This is a genomic window from Neobacillus sp. SAB-20_R2A (assembly GCF_049568635.1).
Taxonomy (GTDB): Bacteria; Bacillota; Bacilli; order Bacillales; family Cytobacillaceae; genus Neobacillus; species Neobacillus citreus.
Genome location: NZ_CP145895.1, coordinates 5,551,613 through 5,568,976, shown reverse-complemented (window position 1 = coordinate 5,568,976; position 17,364 = coordinate 5,551,613). Strand labels below are relative to the sequence as shown.

The 17,364-nt window shown below is 38.8% G+C and carries 16 protein-coding genes and 1 pseudogene; 12 read left to right on the top strand and 5 right to left on the bottom strand.

What is annotated here, in order from left to right; translation table 11 throughout:
- Positions 1–183: 183 nt before the first annotated feature.
- From V5M37_RS27245 to V5M37_RS27225, 5 genes and pseudogenes are all read left to right on the top strand, one after another.
- Positions 184–1,680 (top strand): RNA-guided endonuclease InsQ/TnpB family protein, encoded by a 1,497-nt coding sequence (locus V5M37_RS27245; protein WP_423800003.1) that lies wholly within the window; start codon positions 184–186, stop codon positions 1,678–1,680.
- Positions 1,681–1,773: 93 nt separating this feature from the next.
- A pseudogene (locus V5M37_RS27240) lies at positions 1,774–2,636 on the top strand (RNA polymerase sigma-70 factor).
- 695 nt (positions 2,637–3,331) lie between these two features.
- Entirely contained in the window at positions 3,332–3,655 is a 324-nt protein-coding gene (locus V5M37_RS27235; protein WP_423800002.1) for an ArsR/SmtB family transcription factor, read from the top strand.
- A 69-nt stretch (positions 3,656–3,724) separates the two neighbouring features.
- Positions 3,725–4,240: an SRPBCC domain-containing protein gene (locus V5M37_RS27230; RefSeq protein ID WP_423800001.1), complete on the top strand. Its 516-nt coding sequence runs from the start codon at positions 3,725–3,727 to the stop codon at positions 4,238–4,240.
- Positions 4,241–4,321: 81 nt separating this feature from the next.
- Positions 4,322–4,702, top strand: a complete 381-nt coding sequence (locus V5M37_RS27225) for a VOC family protein (RefSeq protein WP_423800000.1) — start codon at positions 4,322–4,324, stop codon at positions 4,700–4,702.
- Positions 4,703–4,962: 260 nt separating this feature from the next.
- Here V5M37_RS27225 and V5M37_RS27220 read toward each other — a convergent pair whose 3' ends face one another.
- Positions 4,963–5,364: an S-Ena type endospore appendage gene (locus V5M37_RS27220; protein WP_423799999.1), complete on the bottom strand. Its 402-nt coding sequence runs from the start codon at positions 5,362–5,364 to the stop codon at positions 4,963–4,965.
- A gap of 445 nt (positions 5,365–5,809) precedes the next feature.
- Between V5M37_RS27220 and V5M37_RS27215 the strand changes: the two genes are divergently transcribed.
- On the top strand, positions 5,810–6,235 hold the full coding sequence (locus V5M37_RS27215; RefSeq protein ID WP_423799998.1) for a DMP19 family protein: 426 nt from the start codon (positions 5,810–5,812) through the stop codon (positions 6,233–6,235).
- A gap of 1,014 nt (positions 6,236–7,249) precedes the next feature.
- Here V5M37_RS27215 and V5M37_RS27210 read toward each other — a convergent pair.
- Complete coding sequence (locus V5M37_RS27210) at positions 7,250–7,948, bottom strand: VIT1/CCC1 transporter family protein (protein WP_423799997.1); 699 nt, start codon at positions 7,946–7,948, stop codon at positions 7,250–7,252.
- Positions 7,949–8,262: 314 nt separating this feature from the next.
- Here V5M37_RS27210 and V5M37_RS27205 point away from each other — a divergent pair, with 314 nt between their 5' ends.
- The 5 genes from V5M37_RS27205 (at position 8,263) to bla (ending at position 14,492) form a co-directional block, all read left to right on the top strand.
- Positions 8,263–8,811 carry a hypothetical protein gene (locus V5M37_RS27205; protein WP_423799996.1) on the top strand — a complete coding sequence of 183 codons (549 nt, stop codon included), beginning with the start codon at positions 8,263–8,265 and terminating at the stop codon, positions 8,809–8,811.
- Positions 8,812–9,011: 200 nt separating this feature from the next.
- The gene (locus V5M37_RS27200) at positions 9,012–9,398 is read left to right on the top strand and encodes a BlaI/MecI/CopY family transcriptional regulator (protein ID WP_423799995.1); all 387 of its coding nucleotides are present in this window, start codon (positions 9,012–9,014) and stop codon (positions 9,396–9,398) included.
- Positions 9,398–11,182: a BlaR1 family beta-lactam sensor/signal transducer gene (locus tag V5M37_RS27195; RefSeq protein WP_423799994.1), complete on the top strand. Its 1,785-nt coding sequence runs from the start codon at positions 9,398–9,400 to the stop codon at positions 11,180–11,182. Before V5M37_RS27200 ends, V5M37_RS27195 begins: the two co-directional genes overlap by 1 nt.
- A 102-nt stretch (positions 11,183–11,284) precedes the next feature.
- Positions 11,285–13,330, top strand: coding sequence for a peptidoglycan D,D-transpeptidase FtsI family protein (locus tag V5M37_RS27190; RefSeq protein ID WP_423799993.1), 2,046 nt, complete (start codon positions 11,285–11,287; stop codon positions 13,328–13,330).
- A gap of 268 nt (positions 13,331–13,598) precedes the next feature.
- Positions 13,599–14,492 carry a class A beta-lactamase gene (gene bla, locus V5M37_RS27185; RefSeq protein WP_423802691.1) on the top strand — a complete coding sequence of 298 codons (894 nt, stop codon included), beginning with the start codon at positions 13,599–13,601 and terminating at the stop codon, positions 14,490–14,492.
- 271 nt (positions 14,493–14,763) lie between these two features.
- Here the strand turns inward: bla and V5M37_RS27180 are convergent, their stop codons facing one another.
- From V5M37_RS27180 to V5M37_RS27170, 3 genes are all read right to left on the bottom strand, one after another.
- Complete coding sequence (locus V5M37_RS27180) at positions 14,764–14,901, bottom strand: YvrJ family protein (protein WP_213117301.1); 138 nt, start codon at positions 14,899–14,901, stop codon at positions 14,764–14,766.
- Between the two features lie 119 nt (positions 14,902–15,020).
- On the bottom strand, positions 15,021–15,239 hold the full coding sequence (locus V5M37_RS27175; RefSeq protein WP_423799992.1) for a DUF2922 domain-containing protein: 219 nt from the start codon (positions 15,237–15,239) through the stop codon (positions 15,021–15,023).
- Positions 15,240–15,370: 131 nt separating this feature from the next.
- Positions 15,371–15,589: a DUF1659 domain-containing protein gene (locus tag V5M37_RS27170; RefSeq protein ID WP_423799991.1), complete on the bottom strand. Its 219-nt coding sequence runs from the start codon at positions 15,587–15,589 to the stop codon at positions 15,371–15,373.
- Positions 15,590–16,462: 873 nt separating this feature from the next.
- On the opposite strand from V5M37_RS27170, the gene V5M37_RS27165 reads away from it, so the two are divergent.
- Entirely contained in the window at positions 16,463–17,206 is a 744-nt protein-coding gene (locus V5M37_RS27165; protein ID WP_423799990.1) for an SDR family NAD(P)-dependent oxidoreductase, read from the top strand.
- The last annotated feature ends 158 nt before the right edge of the window (positions 17,207–17,364 follow it).

The following is a 17,364-nucleotide window of genomic DNA, read 5'->3' as shown; positions in this document are numbered from 1 at the left end:
AAAGGGATTCTTTTTTAACGATAAACAGCGTAAAACCCCTAGCTTTAGATATGGGGATATAAGCTGTTTTTTTTGTTTATTTTTTCAATTAAATCTAGTGAACTCACTATACTTTTTTGTATAATGTGATATTATTTAAATATATACAGAACATTTGTTCTTGTTCAGAAGGAGGTGTATACGATGTATAGGTCCTATAAAATACAAATTCATCCTGTACATGAATTATTTGAATACTGTGATTCACTATGTTTTAAGGCGAAAAATTTGTACAACATTACCAATTATTATATTCGTCAGGTTTACACATCATTAAGAAATGAAATTAGAAATGAAAATCAACTTCAAGTGTTACAAGATATTGAAACCTATTTACCTCAAATGAATATAATTCGCCTGAAAAGCTATGAAAAAGCAAAAGCCAACCCTATGAAAGTAGACAAAAAAGGCAAAATAATAGAACCAAAGTTGAAACTTTTCGAAATGCCAACCCAAGAGAAATCATTCATTGGATATGCCTTTTTAGAAGCGTTATTTAAGGTTATGAAACAGATTGATTACATCTCGATGCCCTCTCAGTCCAATCAACAAACGATAAAGAAAGTATATGATGATTGGAAAAGCTTTTTTGAAGCCTCTAAGAAATATAAACTCAATCCTGCCAGCTTCACCGGTAAACCAAAAATTCCAAAATATAAACCGAAGAATGGTCGCACAACGTGTTATTTAACGAACCAAATTACGGAAATAAAAGATGGGAGTATTCTAAAATTACCAGGAACTCATCTTCCATTAAACTTGGGAAAGATCGCTTATTCTGAAGGGAAATTTCAACAGGTTCGGATTGTACCGTCCTATGGCCGCTATGTAATAGAGATTGTTTTTAAAGGAGAACAAGAAAAGGAAATCAAGAGAACGGATAAACAAAAAAATGAATTTGTATTTCCGCCAAGACGGGTAATGGGTATTGATTTGGGAGTGGATAACCTGGCAACTATTATCGATAACACGGGGCTTAAACCTCTGCTTATCAAGGGTACATGGTTAAAATCGATCAATCAATACTATAACAAATTAAGGGCAAATTATATGTGTATAATAAGAAATGGAAAAGGACCAAAAGAAGGGATATTTACCACTAATCGCTTGATTTCATTGGATCGAAAAAGGAATAATCGGGTCATGGATTTTTTACACAAGGCCAGTGCAAAAGTAGTGGAGATTGCTTCAGTAAGAACGATTGATACTATTATCATAGGAAGAAATGTTGGTTGGAAATCGGAGGTCGCATTGAAAAAGTCTAATAAGCAAACCTTCATCCAAATTCCGTATTCCACGTTCATTGAAATGATACGATACAAGGCTGAACGGAAAGGAATTCAAGTCATCGAACGAGAAGAAAGTTATACTAGCAAGTCTAGCTTTTTGGACAATGATCCGATTCCAACCTTCGGAGATGATAACCATCCACTTTTTAGTGGGTATCGGTGTAGTAGGGCTTTCTACAAAATAAAAGGATCGAAAATTTCCATTCATGCCGATGTAAATGGCGCCTTTAATATTGTTCGCAAACATGTAAAGGATGCATTTGACGGACTTGAAAGGAAGCAGTTCCTTCAAGCCCCAAAGAAAATCATCATAATGAAGAATAAACATGCAAAGCTGAAGGCCTTGGCCTGATGAAATAGCGGGACTTGTGGTAGCCCACGTAAAGACAATGGACTTTTAAAGCCTATTCTTTCGAAACCCCAGACTTTAGTTATGGGGATAATCATGTGTGTAGAAACACTGTATCAAGCCTATCAACCTCTGCTTTTTTCGTTAGCCTATCGCATGTTGGGCAGCGTCATGGATTCAGAGGATATTGTGCAAGAAGCATTTATTGCCTTTAACCAGCTCCCTAACCGCGAATCGATTGAAAACAAAAAAGCCTATCTTTGCAAGATTGTCACCAACCGGTGTCTTGATTTCCGGTCATCCGCAAAGACACGGGAGGTGTAGGTCGGACCCTGGCTGCCGGAGCCGTTGCTTGAAAAAGAGAACCCGGCAAACGACCCTTCACAGGCCTTTTTACAACAAGAGTCTATTTCCACAGCCTATTTGCTATTGCTGCAGCAGCTCAACGCCAACGAACGGGCCGTCTTTTTGCTTCGCGTGGCTTTTCAATACTATATGATGAAATCGCAGAAATTCTCGACAAAAGCAGTACGAACTGTCGGCAAATTTTCTACCGTGCCAAGAAAAGTATGGATTTTACCCCCGACCAACAGCCATCCGTTACGATTATGGAATCAAAAATCAAAGAGTTTGTCTACAGCTTCATAAATGGGGACATTACGCAAATATTGGAGCTTGTTAGCGAAGACATCGCAATGTACGCGGATGGCGGCGGAAAGGTAGCAACAGCAAGGGTTCCTATTTTCGGTGCTGCAGGCGTCATCCGATTGCTGCAAAACCTGGTGAAAATGTATGCAGAAAAGTTTACCCTCTCTTTTGCCACCATCAATGGGAGTCCTGGACTGATCCTAACAACGGATAATGACCTGAAGTATGTCTATTCCTTCGCCTTTAATGGTAATCGGATTCAGACCATCTATATAGTTGGCAATCCCGACAAACTGCGGCATTTGCAATAGTGGGGGAACATGCTTTAGCCGTGGGGGAAAGTTGGTTTGCTTGTTAAGTACCGTATGAAAGAATCCATTTTAATCAAGAGTGATTAATATGGATTCTTTTTTATTCCAAACGATTGGATGTCCCAGTACATTTCACCATTAAGATAAATTGTCAACCTGATAGGCTATCCCTATAAAAGGAAACAAAGGATTTTAATTTAATAGGCTCTGTTATAACTGAATGTTGAATTTACTGTGTTTGAAAAATAAACGGAAAAATTCCGTTTAAATTGGGAAATACCCTTATTTCCTTAAAAATAAAGGAAGTTTTTCCGTTTATTTGATCCAAATCTTTGGATTTTGCCTTATTTAGAGCGGTTAATCGGAATTTCTTCGCTTATATTTGCTTATTTAGCTTCCTCTTAATACTTTAGCCGGAAAATCTCCGCCTATGAATTCTCGTACCTATAAGAAAATCAACAATGAGTATTAACAGAGCCATTTAATAAAAAATAATTACAATATTCCTTTACAGGAATATTCTAATTGTGTTATATTCCATTTAAGGAATATTATTCAAATTTAGAACTTCATTTTTGGAGAATTGTGTACAGTTGGGTGGGGATATTGAGACAGAGTACTTTTTACAATTAAATTAAATAGGGTTAAATGAATATTAAATTTAGCTGTTTTATGGATAGGGGTGGGTTCTATAAATGGATACTACAACACTGAATGCTCTTTCCGAACCCAATCGTTTACAGATTGTAGAACTTTTGCGAGAAGGTCCCCTTACAGTGGGGGAAATTTCCGAACGCTTACAAATCCGTCAGCCACAAGTTTCTAAACACCTTCGTGTTCTTAGTGATGCCGGAATTGTTAAAGTACACGCTGATGCAAATCGGCGCATCTACCAATTACGACCTGAGCCATTTATCCAATTAAATGCGTGGCTTGAGTCTTATCGCCGAATTTGGGAAGAAAGATTTGATAGCTTGGACGATTATTTAAAGGTAATGCACGAAAAAGAAGAAAAATAAGATCACAGTTGAAAGCAATGCGTTAATCCCTTTATAAAATATAAAACAATTGAACAAGGAGGAAATATAATGGCAAACAACACAATGGTATCGAGAGTTGAGAACGATCGGGTACTGGTACTGGAGCGCGTTTTTGATGCGCCGCGAGATCTCGTATTTAGGATGTTTAAAGAGCCGGAGCATCTGAACCGCTGGTGGGGGCCGAGGGGCTGGGAGATTCCGGTCTGCACCGTCGATTTCCGTCCGGGAGGCGTTTGGCATTACTGTATGAAGTGTGTCGATCAGAATCAGGGTCAATTTTTTGGTATGGAATCCTGGGGTAAAGGGGTTTATAAGGAGATTATCGAGCCGGAGAAGATCGTCTATACCGATTACTTTTCAGATGCCGAAGGCAATGTGAATGAATCCATGCCGTCGACCGAGATCACATTGGAATTCATCGATTTGGGTGGAAAGACAAAGCTGATAAACCGTGCTGAATATGTTTCCGAAGAGGCCCTCAAGACCGTCATGGACATGGGCATGCTGCAGGGCATCACCGAAACTTGGGACCGTTTGAACGAGCTGGTGGAATCGCTGAGGTAATTACAGTAACGCTGTTTTAACGTTACTATGGTTTAGGAGCATTGAGACTATTAATTAATATATAAAGGAGTGTAAAAATCAATGATTAGTCAAGTTGGTCAAATCATGTTGTATGTGAATAATCAAGATGAAGCAAGGGAGTTTTGGACAGACATAGTAGGGTTTAGTGTCATTTCAGAGGAAGATAACGGTCAAGGTATGAGATGGATTGAAATTGCTCCAACTAAAGAAGCTGAAACAAGCATTATTCTCCATAATAAGGAGTTTGTTGCAAAAATGTCTCCTGAATTAAATCTCGGAACACCATCGTTAATGTTCTTCTCAACAAATTTCGATAATTTGTATAGTAACTTATCAAACAATAACGTTACAGTCGGAGAAATTGTAAATATGCCTTCAGGTAGAGTATTTAATTTTGCAGATAATGAAAATAATTACTTTGCGGTAATGGAGAAAAAATAAATTTCATTTCAATATACGAGTGCGATGCTTGAATAAAGGCATCGCCTTTTTGCATGTTTGAACTACGAAACAGGCTGTGAAGATTTACATTTAAAGTAACTGATGCAATACTTAAGATCTGGTCGCTAATGGCAGCCTTTTTATTTATTGAATTAAAGTGGAACTGGAGTGACAACCCTAATTCAAAAAAAGAAAGATCATTTATAACGTATGAAACGATCTTTCCTGTTAAACGTTCTCTGCTTTAATTGTATATGTCACTATGATGATTCTTCATTATCTTTGTCATCTTCGACATTAGAGTTTGAATCACAACAGATACAGAAGAAAAAAGTACCTTCAAATCCTCCAGTACAAACACTGGTTTGAGTTTCATTTGGGCAGATAGCCTTGATTGATTGAGTAGGACCAAAAGAGAATAGAAAAGAACCCCCAGGAGGAACTTGAAAAGTTACCGATGCCCCATCAGGTCGTGTTACTACAAATGTAATTGGGCACCCGACAGCAGCGGTGGCATTATTTGTAAATCTAATCACTGCTGCAGTTGGAGCTGGTCCAATTGCATCAAATAAAATGTGTTCAGTTCCGTCACACTTCCCCGCAAAAGTATTACTTACTGGAACTGAAATACTTGTACACTTAAACTTTTTAATACTTCCCATAATATACACCCCTTTCCCAATCAAAAAAAATCTCCATGCATTATAGTAAATGAAAAAATAGTTCATTTTGAAAGGGACAGGTTATTTAGTTAATCCGTACATTTTTCTGAATCCTTAGACCAAATCTGAACCGTGTTCTGAATTTAACTAAAAGCCTCTCTGAATGAGAACGTTTTTTATTTTTTGAATGAAGCTCATGGGGATTGAAATTGTTATTCTTATTCAGCTAATTGGCTGCTCTTGTTAAATGAATAACTGGTGTTGAAATTAAAAAATTGTAATCCTAGTTGAACTCACGGGTGCGTTTCTGTAACAAGGCAGGAACGCTTTTTTTCTAACAAAACAATTAATTTAAAAGATACATTGTAAAGGAGCAGTTGAAGAAGGATATTGAAAAAGGTTAGAGTAAAAGAAAATATTCCATTTGAAAGAAGGAATGATATATTTGAATGTCAATATTGAGAACTTTGTTTTTAGAACTGATTCAGATGAATATAGGATTGTGAATGATGTTTTGTGGATTATCTCTATAAAGAAAAAAGACATAGATTCAATGACGATAGGAGAAAAGACAATCACATTAATTACAAAACTTGATGGGGAAGTCGGTAATGGTGGGTTTGTTCAATACTTTTTAAATACTAATGGGGCTTTCATTGCGGATACAATAATGTCTTTTAAAAGAATTAATGACTACGATTTTTATCTTATATTTAAACAAGCAATTACTATATTTAACTCAAAACTAAGTAAAGAAGTTAAAGAAAGAGAATGGCAGGAATTAGATAATCAATACTATATTTTAAATAACAGTAGACTGTATAGATTATTGGTTTCATACATTAAGGAGAATTTACACGAGTTTAAATAAGATTAAGTAGAGTTAATATAACAACTGTCGGAATAAATCTTCTAGAATTACCTATTGACACGATATTATTTATAGGGGAGTCTGCAATTATTAAAGTAACAGGCTTAAGCAATCCTTGTGCTCAAATTGATCATTTTAAACAGGGCCTTTTAAAGGCTGTTTTGGATAAGGATTCAGACGGAAAAAGTCAGGAATCATGGGAGTTATATTGCAGAGTGGAGAAGTGAAACCAGGTGATACCATCCGTGTTAAACTCCCTCCTAGACCATTTAAAAAGCTTGAACGTATTTAACCAGCTTGGTGCGTATTGCACCTTAGTGAAATTAATCTTATTTGTGAACAAATGTATTTAAAGTAACGGGCAGGATTATTCAAGAACGTATTTTCTTATTTTAATAAGGCTTTTTGTACTTTTCAAACAGGTATTGGAATCCGTAAAACAGAAATACCTTAGAAAAGAAATAGAAGAAAAATTGTAAATGATTAAGACGAACCAATGTGAAATACTTAATTTTTCTCGCAAATTTGGCGAATGGATTAGCAAAAAAAGCATTACCGATTGCATTAAGTAAGATAAACTTTAGGAATTACCCATATGACCACTTCATAATCCAAAGTGAGGTTACCAAAAACGCACCAATATTAAATGGAAATTCATTAAATAAGTATGAATTAGGTTTATTATAAAAGACCCACCATTTGCGTTTTTTTCCAATTGTTGCATTAATGACTTCTATACCACCGATAAGGATTGAAACCGGTAAAAACCGCTTTATATTTTTTAACCCCATAAAAGGTAATGTCGACAATGCAATTAAGACGATGCGATATTTAAGATCCTTTGAAGCTTTATTGACATCTTGCTCATCCTTTTCCCATATAGGCTAATCACTCCTATTTTGTTAGTGTATCCAAACATTGAACTTGTGTGCTGTTTTGGTGAAAGAAGGGAAAGGGTCAACCATTAGTGCCGGGATGCATGTATTGATTGCTTACACTTACGGAGTTCTACCTTCAAGTGAGAATTCTCGCCAGACCAAACGCAACTGCTGCTGCAAGTCCCCCAGTAATCGTCGTTTGAACAGCACTCTTAATAGGCGAAGTTCCCGTGAACCTTCCTTTTACGTATCCGAAAATCATCAAAGCGATAAGTGTGACCACCACAGAAACCATTAATGCTGTTGCAGGATGTTTTAAGATAAAATAAGGGAACAAAGGGATTAATCCTCCGACAATATAAGAAACTGCAATGGTAATCGCACTGTTCCTTGCTCTTGTAGGCTCTGGTTTCTCCAACCCTAATTCGAATCTCATCATAAAATCCACCCATTTTTCAGGGTTCTTTTTCATGGTTTCGGTAATAGATTTGATTTGTTCTTCTTCAAGTCCATATTCCCTAAAAATTTCGGATACTTCCTCTTCTTCGCGTTCTGGAAAATCTATTATTTCGTGCTGTTCACGAGCAAGTTCAGATTCGTAATGTTCCGCATCTGTTTTTCCTGCCAAGTATCCACCGAGTCCCATTGCAATTGACCCTGCTGCAATTTCAGCACTACCTGCTGTGAGAATCAATGTTGTTGTATCAACAGCACCGGACAAACCAGCAGCTAATGCAAACGGTACGGTTAATCCGTCTGACATACCAATTACAACATCCCGAATGAAGTCAGACCCAGAAAAATGTTCTTCTACGTGATGCAGGTGTTGATCCATTTTTTCACCTCCAATTAACTAATCTAATACCAATTGTTTTCATAACTCCTCTTAAAAGGAAAAAGTTTTTATTAGTATCTACTGTCGCTTCTTATTTTTAACTTAATTTATAATTAAAAATTCATTAATTTGGAAAATGTATTCATTTATCGTGCTACATTGTATTTAAATAAAATTGAAGGTTATTTTAACTTTAGATGGTTTGTTTTCCGAGAAAAATAGGATTCGGTGACAATGACCAGAATTAAGAATCTAAAAGTTGCCTTTGGATTTAAAAATGCAAACATTACTCTAATTAATAGGAGGACAAACCAATGAATACACGGGCAATCAAGGTTCAAAAACAAGGATGGATTCCTAAAAAGGAACGCATATGGGTAATCGTGGCGATTATTATCGCTGCTTCGATCATGCTTTGGGAACTTAAGGGACTATTACAGCTTCCATTAACCACTCTGCATAGCAAGCATTTCGAACATACATTTAAAGATTTTGGCTCCAATGCAAGAATTGCCTTATTTTTTGTACTTGCTTATTATGTGCTTCTTCGTGTTATTAAGCTTGATTATTTAAAAGGTCAAGCCAATGTGAAAAAAAGGTTGTCGACTTTACTGCGCTTTGCCCGAAGATGGCATACTCCAGTAGCAATTCTCGCCATCGCTTTTATTATCTTGCATACGGTGGCTGTCTTTATGCACGGCTTCAAATTTGATTTTAATAACATAAGTGGATTGCTTTCCTTGATCGTCCTGCTCCCAGTTCCTATATCAGGACTATTTCGATATCAAAGGATGGACCGGAAGTGGCATTTACGGTCTGGCGTTGCTTTTGCTATTCTCTTTTTAATTCATTCTTTTTTATAAGCAACATGCGCATAAGCCGTTTTAGCGTGACCTTGATTAAGGTCAATTATTAACGTCCAAATCATATAGTAAAAATGGGTCAGAATAAATCCTTAGCACATAGGGGACTATTTACCATAGGTTAAAGTCCCCCAATACTTTATATACTTGGCCCTTCCTGCTATAATAAATACTACAGTTGTAAAAGTAGGAGAGGTATCATGAGGGAGATTCCACAAATATCAGAAGCAGAATATGAAGTAATGAAGGTTATATGGAACTATGAGCCGATTTCGACTCCTGAGGTAGTGGAGAAATTATCGAATAGTGAATGGAAGCCCAATACCATTCACACGATGCTGGCACGCCTAGTTAAGAAAAAGGCTTTGCATGCTAGAAAAGATGGCAGGGTGTTTATTTATACGTCACTGGTTGAGAAGCACCAATATGTTGAGCAAAAAAGTAAATCCTTTTTGCAGCAGTTCTTCGGCGGTACGTTACATTCAATGGTCTTAAATTTTATTGAAAATGATCAGTTATCGAACGAAGAAATATCGGAACTAAAGAAAATATTGTCCACGAGGGAAAAGAAAGAAGGGGAGAAATAATGGATACACTGCTGCTGCGAATCATCGTCAGTACAATCGTTGTATCCCTCCTTATTTTTACTATTCTGTTAATCAAAAAGCTATTAAACCAGCATATGACAGTGAAAGCACATTATCATATTTGGTATTTTCTTTGCATTCCAATGCTTGCTGCCTTTTTGCCTTGGCATTATTTTCGCCTTGGAGATTTTAAAAGTTTACTATTTTTCCATAGAGAAGCGCCATTGGACAGTGAAAGGATCAATGGAGTGGCTGCCGCTCAGGCGCCAAACAGCGATTTATTACATGATTTCACGGTATCGGTAAACAAGTCAGCGCCCGATTTCGTCTACCATACACTTTTTACAGCTTGGGTCATTGGAGTGCTTCTTTTTGTTGGGGCTGCTGTTTATTCATCTTATCAAATCTATCAAATCAAAAAGTCGGCTGTTGCTATTGATGACCAAAAGCTAAACAAACTATTAGAAGTGTGCAAAGAGATGGTTGGCGTGAAAAGAAACGTGAGGCTGCGGGAAACGGCTCTGATTTCCTCGCCAATCACGTTCGGGATTTTTCACCCCTATATTTTTTTACCAAGCAAAACGCGGGAAGAATTCTCGTTAAATGAATTAAAATACGTGCTTTTGCACGAGCTGCACCATCAAAAAAGCAAAGATTTGTTCGTGAATTACGTCATGTGGATGGTTCAGATTATGTATTGGTTTAACCCGGTCGTCTGGTATGCTTCAAAAAGGATCCGAAATGATCGGGAATTGGCCTGTGATGCATCCGTTTTAAATCTCTTGGATGAGAGCGGCTATATCGAATATGGGTATACCATCATTCGTTTTGCCGATAAAAAGCAGGATCGTACCCTTAAACAGATTGCTCCAGGTATAGGCGGGACAAAAAAACAAATCAAACAAAGAATCCGGTGCATTGCAAGCTACTCTAAAGATTCTTTGTTATTGAAATGGAAAAGCAAGGTCATCTTGGCTGTTTTAGGAATGGTTGTGTTATTCCTTGCTCCATTCACCAACGTTATTGCCAGCCCAAATGATGTGTATCAGTTTAGCGGGAAGAATGCGGTCTATGAAGATCTAAGCTCCTATTTTAAGGGCTACAAGGGAAGCTTTGTTTTATATGATCCCTCTAAATACCAATACCGAATATATAATCGAGAGATGAGTGAACAGAGGGTTTCTCCTGATAGTACCTATAAAATATATTCGGCCTTATTTGCATTGGAATCCAATGTGATTTCCCCGAATAGCAATAACCAGGTTTGGGATGGGGAAATTTATCCGTTTCCAGAATGGAATCAAAATCAAAATTTAGCGTCCGCCTTAGGCCGTTCCGTGAATTGGTATTTCCAGAATACCGATCGAGAGGTAGGCAGAAAGCCGCTGCAGGATTATTTTCACAAGATAAAATACGGGAATGAGGATCTTTCAGGGAATTTGGATAGTTACTGGATGGAATCTTCCCTAAAAATATCACCCATTGAACAAGTCCAATTATTATATCAATTAAAAGAAAATCAATGGGGTTTTAAAGCGGAAAATATCAAAGCGGTACAAAAGGCACTTTTCATAGATGAGCAAAAGAATGGGCAGTTGTACGGTAAAACAGGAACCGGTATGGTTAATGGTAAGAATGTAAATGGCTGGTTTATTGGTTTTGTCGATAAAGGCAATGATCGTTTTTATTTTGCCATTAATATTCAAGATAAGGATGGTCAAGCCCAGGGAAGCAAGGCAGCGGAGATTGCTAAGCAGATTCTGCATGATAAAAAGATCTATTAATAATGAACCCCAGAAAGGATTACTCTTCCTTTTTGGGACTTTCTTGGGTTAAATACTACAATTGTAGTATTTGGGGCGAACATAGGAAAGGGCTGATAAGTTTTGAAGCAAAAAGAAAATATAGTAAAAGGTAAAACTCGATGGAGACTGGCTAGTCTCTTTTTCGTGGTCTTTGTCCTTTTTTCCATCTTAATTCTGCGCCTGGGGTTTATTCAAATTTTAAAAGGAGAAGCCTTTGCTGCCCAAGCTGAGAAGACAGATGTGACGTCTGTCAGCTATTCTGTTCCCCGCGGAAAAATATATGACACGAACGATAGGTTAGTAGTTTACAATATACCGGAAAAGGCGATTATCTATACACCGCCGAAAAACCCGCAGCCAAGAGAACTTCTTGAACTGGCCAAAAAGTTAAATACCTTCCTAATCATGACGGATAAAGAGATCAATAAAGTGACCGATCGGGATTTGAAAGATATCTGGCTGTTAGAACATAACAATGGCACGGATTTAATCACTAAGAAGGAGGAGAAATTATACAAACAGGAAAAGCTGAATGACAAGGATTTATATCATTTAAAATTGAACCGCATTACAGAAAGCGATCTCAAGGGAATGGACAAAAATCTGGCAGCTATCTACCGGAAACTTTCATCCGCCACCGCTTTAACACCGACGATGGTCAAAAATGAAAATGTAACAGAGGAAGAATTTGCAAGGGTCAATGAAAATCTGGATAACCTGCCGGGTGTGGATGTGACGACCGATTGGAAGAGGGGCCGGACCTACGGGGAAACGTTTTGGAATATGCTTGGGGAAGTAACGAGTGCAGATGAAGGCCTTCCGGCGGACAAGGTAGATTACTATACTTCTAAAGGATACAAGCTGAATGACCGCGTCGGAAAAAGTTATATTGAAGAGCTTTATGATGGCGTGTTGCAAGGCCAGAAGGAAAAAGTAAAAACGGTGACCGATCAAAATGGAAATGTGGTAAGTACAAAGACTGTATCGGAAGGGAAGAGCGGCAAGGATCTTGTTCTGACCATTGATATGGAGTTTCAAGCCCAAGTGGAGAAAATTATGCAGGAAGAGTTAGTCAGTGCCATCCAAAAGCCGCATACGGATACCCTCGACACTGCCTTTGTTGTGGCAATGGAACCAAAAACAGGCCGGATTCTGGCGATGTCAGGAAAAGTCTTTAACAGACAGTCCGGAGAATTTACCGATTTTACACCGGGAACCTTCACTTATGCATTTGAACAGGGGTCCGTTGTCAAAGGGGCCACCGTATTAACCGGATACCAAACGGGTGTCAGGGATTTCGGGGAAACCGAGTTGGATGAAGTCATGCGGTTTAAGGGCTCGGGAACCTTCTCCTCTTACCAAGTCATGAACAGAATTAACGATTTAGAGGCATTAGAGCGTTCATCAAACGTGTATATGTGGAAAACCGCGATTGAAATGATGGGCGGCAAGTATGTCCCCAATGGCACATTGAATATCGATCCGAAAAAAATTGAAACGATCCGCTATTATTTCAACCAATTTGGTTTGGGCATCCCAACCGGTATTGGTTTTGATAATGAAACGGCTGGAATTAAAGGAACCAATCCGAGCACCTACTTTCAAATAGCCATCGGACAACTAGATACCTATACACCGCTGCAAATCGCCCAGTATATTACAACGATTGCTAATGGAGGGTACCGGATGAAGCCCCAATTGGTGAAGGAGATTCGGGAACCCAATATGAATGGCGATGAACCGGGCAGCGTGATCGATGAAATCGAACCAGTGGTGCTGAACCAGGTGGATATGAGTCAGGAGATGCTTAAGCGGGTTCAACAAGGTTTTTGGCTGGTCACCCATGGTTCCCAAGGAACGGCGAGAGGATATTTTAAAGACGAACCGTACAATGCAGCGGGTAAAACCGGGACCTCGGAATCCTATAAAAATGGGGTGAAGACTTGGAATCTATCTTTTGTTGGTTATGCCCCATTCGATGATCCTGAGATTGCCATTGCTGTTATTGTGCCAAATGCCTACCGTGATGGTTATGCTCAGCCGCACAGTGCAGCTAATATCATCAGCCAGCGGGTATTTCGGGCATATTTTGACCTTAAGGAAAAAGGACAGCCAATTGCAAAATGATTGACATGTATTTATTACACATGTAGTATTAGGTGTGTAATAAATACTACAAATGTAGTATTACCATGCGTATCCTGCTATTACGCATGTAATCAAATTGTAGAAAGGAGGGAAGTATCCCCAGCATTTCGGGGCAATTTTTGAAGGAGATAAAAACGTGAAATTGAATAGAATAAGCCGCTTAGTCTATTTTCAGAACTTCAAATATTAATAGAAAGAGGTAAAGATTATGAGGAAAACAAATGATATTTTCAACATAAAAAGCTTTATGTTTACCCTGCTTGTGCTAGTGGTTGCCATTGTACCGCTCGCCGGCTGGTCAATGACTACTGATAACCTTTCTGACAAGTCCGAAAAGGCAGTCAGGAAAACGCCGGCACCCCAAATACACCGCGAGTTTGCAGAACTCGAGGACAAATATGATGCCCGTCTTGGAGTCTACGCGATCGATACAGGTACAAATCGGAAGGTCTCCTATCGGCCACAAGAGCGGTTCGCTTTCGCATCTACTTACAAAGCTCTAGCCGCAGGTGCATTGCTGCAGCAATACTCTATTGATCAACTCGACGAGTTAGTTACATACAACAGCGAGGACATCGTTACGTATTCACCCGTCACAAGCCTTCACGTAGATACCGGGATGACTCTTCGGGAAGTGATTGAGGCTGCTGTTCGATATAGTGACAACACTGCAGGGAACCTTTTATTTGAGAAATTGGGAGGACCTGAGGGGTTTGAAGCAGCATTGAGGCAGATTGGCGATCACGTGACTCAGGCTGATCGCTACGAGACGGATTTGAACTCAGCTGTTCCTGGAGATACACGGGACACCAGCACGCCAAAAGCACTTGCTACCAGCATTCAGGCTTTCGCAGTCGGCGATGTGCTCCCAGCTGAAAAACGTACGCTCCTGACAGATTGGATGCGGGGAAATGCCACTGGAGATGCATTAATCCGTGCCGGTGCACCAACAGGCGGGGAAGTTGCTGATAAGAGCGGGGCAGGAAGCTATGGAACGCGGAATGACATTGCGATTGTGTGGCCGCCGAATAGATCTCCTATTGTGATCGCAGTTCTATCCAGCCGTGATACACAGAATGCCGCCTTTGACAATGCGCTGATCGCAGAAGCGGCAGAGGTTGCACTTAACGCTCTTAAGTGAACAGATTAGGTGGCGTTGGAGTTTAAGTAAATATAAATTCCCATCGTGTAATTGGATTTGGGTACTGAGATTAATATTATAAAGGACTTAATTGTTCCGTGAAAAACTAGTTCAACTAACTTAGCAGATAACAGAATAATAAAGGATAAGTTTATAGAGCCTAAAATATGTATGTTTTTAAGAAATACTTGCATATAAAAAGCCAACTGCCACACATTGAAAAGGTAGTTGGCTTTAGTAATACTGGGATGACCAAAGAGCGGTATGACTTTCACCCCTTCATCCGCTCAGGCAGGCTCTGGATCGACTGGACGACTAAATCAAGCTTTGATTCTATTCGATAGAGCAGATAGAGGGTCACAACGATAGGGAAGCCCACCTCGTTGATAAATGAGATGATTTGTTCCACAGCAAATTCTCTCCTTTCCGATTCATATTTTAAAAGAGACCGGTTTCGCATTTGAATCCGGCCTCCCCCTTAAATGTATTGATTTAACTAGATTGCCCTGCAAATTCACTACCTAACTACTAAACAATTTCATACTCAACCACATTGCGGTCGATGACTCTAGCTCCTTTTGCAGCAACATACCTGCCGCTGGCCGATGTAAATACATCCGCAGCAATGATCTGTTCCATCGCTTGTTTAACAGCAGCCTCATCAACCGGCTCCTTCGGATTCTCCACCGCAATCCGGGCAGTCTTGCCAAACTCCGTACCAAACATTAACTCCAACGTCTTTGCCATTCCATTCACCTCCTTTCTTTGAGGCATGGGGACGGTTCTTTTGCTTCACTTTTTACTGATTACCTCCTTGTTAGATTTGCGCTTCTTTACCTAAGGTTTGAGGCACTAGAACCGTCCCTCTGCTTCATTCTTTACGCGGTCAGTTCAGTGCTGTCGCTGCGTTCGGTTTTGTTTAGCGGGTAGTTGCATAATGTAGAAATGGCTTGTGCAACTTGGAATAACTGGTCAGCAGTTGCTTCCTGTTTGATATTGCTGAATGTTTTGGTTTTTAGAACAGGGTTTCCCTGCTCGTCCAGATCTACCTGGAAGGCCAAGCGAAGCTTTGAACCTTCTAACAATGCTTGTGCCATTGTCCTTCACCTCCTTTCACCCTTTATTTAGTGTTTTTGGTGGGAAAAGGACAGGGGAGAAATAAATTTTTCGGGGAGTTGCAGGTGATACGTAGGGAGGGTTCCAATGTCTCAATTATTGAAATGCTGAGGTTAGAATGGAGATTTGATTTTGCCTACGCGACAGGAGAAAGCTAGGAAGCTACCCTTAATTGGCAGAGTATCAAGGCTTGGCTTATGTGCATTTGAACTTCAACGTGCAGCTAGATTAAATAATTTTTGTGTTAATGATAGAGATTTCCTTGATTTTTTTGGAACATAAAGAGAGGCTAATACTCTGAAGGCAAAAAGAAAAACTCGCCAATCTGGCGAGTTTACCCTTTTGTAGAATGTTTTTTTAAAAGTTTTTAAACAAAGCAACATTAATAGTTCTAGTTAGAATTGCTTAACTCCAATTGTGATTTTAATTCACTTTGTACCCTTTGTTTCTCTTCAGGGGCAACTATTCCGTAATAAATTTTGTTAATCTTTGTGCCTGTTTCTTTTATTTCGATTTGTTCAATGCTGTTTCCGGCCGTTTTATCATTTTTTTGAATGGCTGCCATTTGGTCAAAGGTTAAGTTTGTTTTGACATTTTTACCAAGTGCGGAGAAGATGTCAGAGAAATTTGTTAAGGTAGAAAGGCTGGCACCTTTTTTAATAACAGCCTTTTAGGTTAAATTAATAAGGGAGAGCTCCTTTGGTATAAGGAAATAAAAATATCTTTAATTCGAGACTCTTTAATTGAAAGTAATTAACAGAAGGTTTATTATTAACTTGTTCACTAAAAGCACATAATAGAAGTTGTTTACTTAACAGAAAAAGACTTTGAAATTTCGAAAGGAGAAATTCAAAATGGGAAAATTAGATGGAAAAGTAGCAATCATTACAGGGGCAGCACAAGGTATGGGTGCTATGCATGCTCGTAAATTCGTGGAAGAGGGAGCAAAAGTAGCCATCACGGACCTTAACATTGAGGGGGCACAAGAACTAGCAGACGAACTAGGAGAAAACGCAATCGCTCTTAAATTAGATGTTTCTAGTGAAGAGAACTGGGTAGAAGTTGTAGCAAAAACAGAAGAAACATTTGGTCCTATCAACGTTTTAGTAAACAACGCAGGAATTGGTATCTTCAAAACATTAGAAGAACTAACTGTAAAAGACTTCGAATTAACATTTAAAGTAGACGAGCTTGGTGTATTCTTAGGAATGCAAAAAGTACTTCCTTCAATGAAAAAAGCTGGCGTAGGTTCTATTATTAACATTTCATCCGTAGATGGTTTGGTAAGTGCCCCAACGGCTATTGCTTATAGTGCTTCTAAACATGCTGTAACTGGTATGACTAAAGGTGCGGCTGCTGAGCTTGGACAATTTAACATCCGTGTAAATTCTGTACACCCAGGAATCATCAAAACACCTATGGCTGACCAACCAGATGTTGAAGAATATCTTAAGCAACTTGAACAAGATATTCCACTAAGAAGAAGAGCAGAAGTAGTAGAAGTATCTAATTTAGTTGTATACCTTGCTTCAGACGATTCTAGTTATTCAACTGGAGCACAATTCGTTGTCGATGGCGGTATGATTTCAGATTTATAATTAAATTAAACTTATACTTTAACACAATAAAGGATAAGTTTAAAATGCCTATAATATAATATGCAAGACTTTAAGAAATACTTGCGTGTAAAAAGCCAACTGCCGTTTGAGGTTGTTGGCTTTTATTGTTAGGTGTGGCTGGATTGGGAGGATCACCT

Coding starts and splice junctions, on each gene's coding strand:
- V5M37_RS27245 (WP_423800003.1), top strand. CDS start 184: ATGTATAGGTCCTATAAAATACAAATTCATCCTGTACATGAATTATTT.
- V5M37_RS27235 (WP_423800002.1), top strand. CDS start 3,332: ATGGATACTACAACACTGAATGCTCTTTCCGAACCCAATCGTTTACAG.
- V5M37_RS27230 (WP_423800001.1), top strand. CDS start 3,725: ATGGCAAACAACACAATGGTATCGAGAGTTGAGAACGATCGGGTACTG.
- V5M37_RS27225 (WP_423800000.1), top strand. CDS start 4,322: ATGATTAGTCAAGTTGGTCAAATCATGTTGTATGTGAATAATCAAGAT.
- V5M37_RS27220 (WP_423799999.1), bottom strand. CDS start 5,364: ATGGGAAGTATTAAAAAGTTTAAGTGTACAAGTATTTCAGTTCCAGTA.
- V5M37_RS27210 (WP_423799997.1), bottom strand. CDS start 7,948: ATGGATCAACACCTGCATCACGTAGAAGAACATTTTTCTGGGTCTGAC.
- V5M37_RS27205 (WP_423799996.1), top strand. CDS start 8,263: ATGAATACACGGGCAATCAAGGTTCAAAAACAAGGATGGATTCCTAAA.
- V5M37_RS27200 (WP_423799995.1), top strand. CDS start 9,012: ATGAGGGAGATTCCACAAATATCAGAAGCAGAATATGAAGTAATGAAG.
- V5M37_RS27195 (WP_423799994.1), top strand. CDS start 9,398: ATGGATACACTGCTGCTGCGAATCATCGTCAGTACAATCGTTGTATCC.
- bla (WP_423802691.1), top strand. CDS start 13,599: ATGTTTACCCTGCTTGTGCTAGTGGTTGCCATTGTACCGCTCGCCGGC.
- V5M37_RS27175 (WP_423799992.1), bottom strand. CDS start 15,239: ATGGCAAAGACGTTGGAGTTAATGTTTGGTACGGAGTTTGGCAAGACT.
- V5M37_RS27170 (WP_423799991.1), bottom strand. CDS start 15,589: ATGGCACAAGCATTGTTAGAAGGTTCAAAGCTTCGCTTGGCCTTCCAG.
- V5M37_RS27165 (WP_423799990.1), top strand. CDS start 16,463: ATGGGAAAATTAGATGGAAAAGTAGCAATCATTACAGGGGCAGCACAA.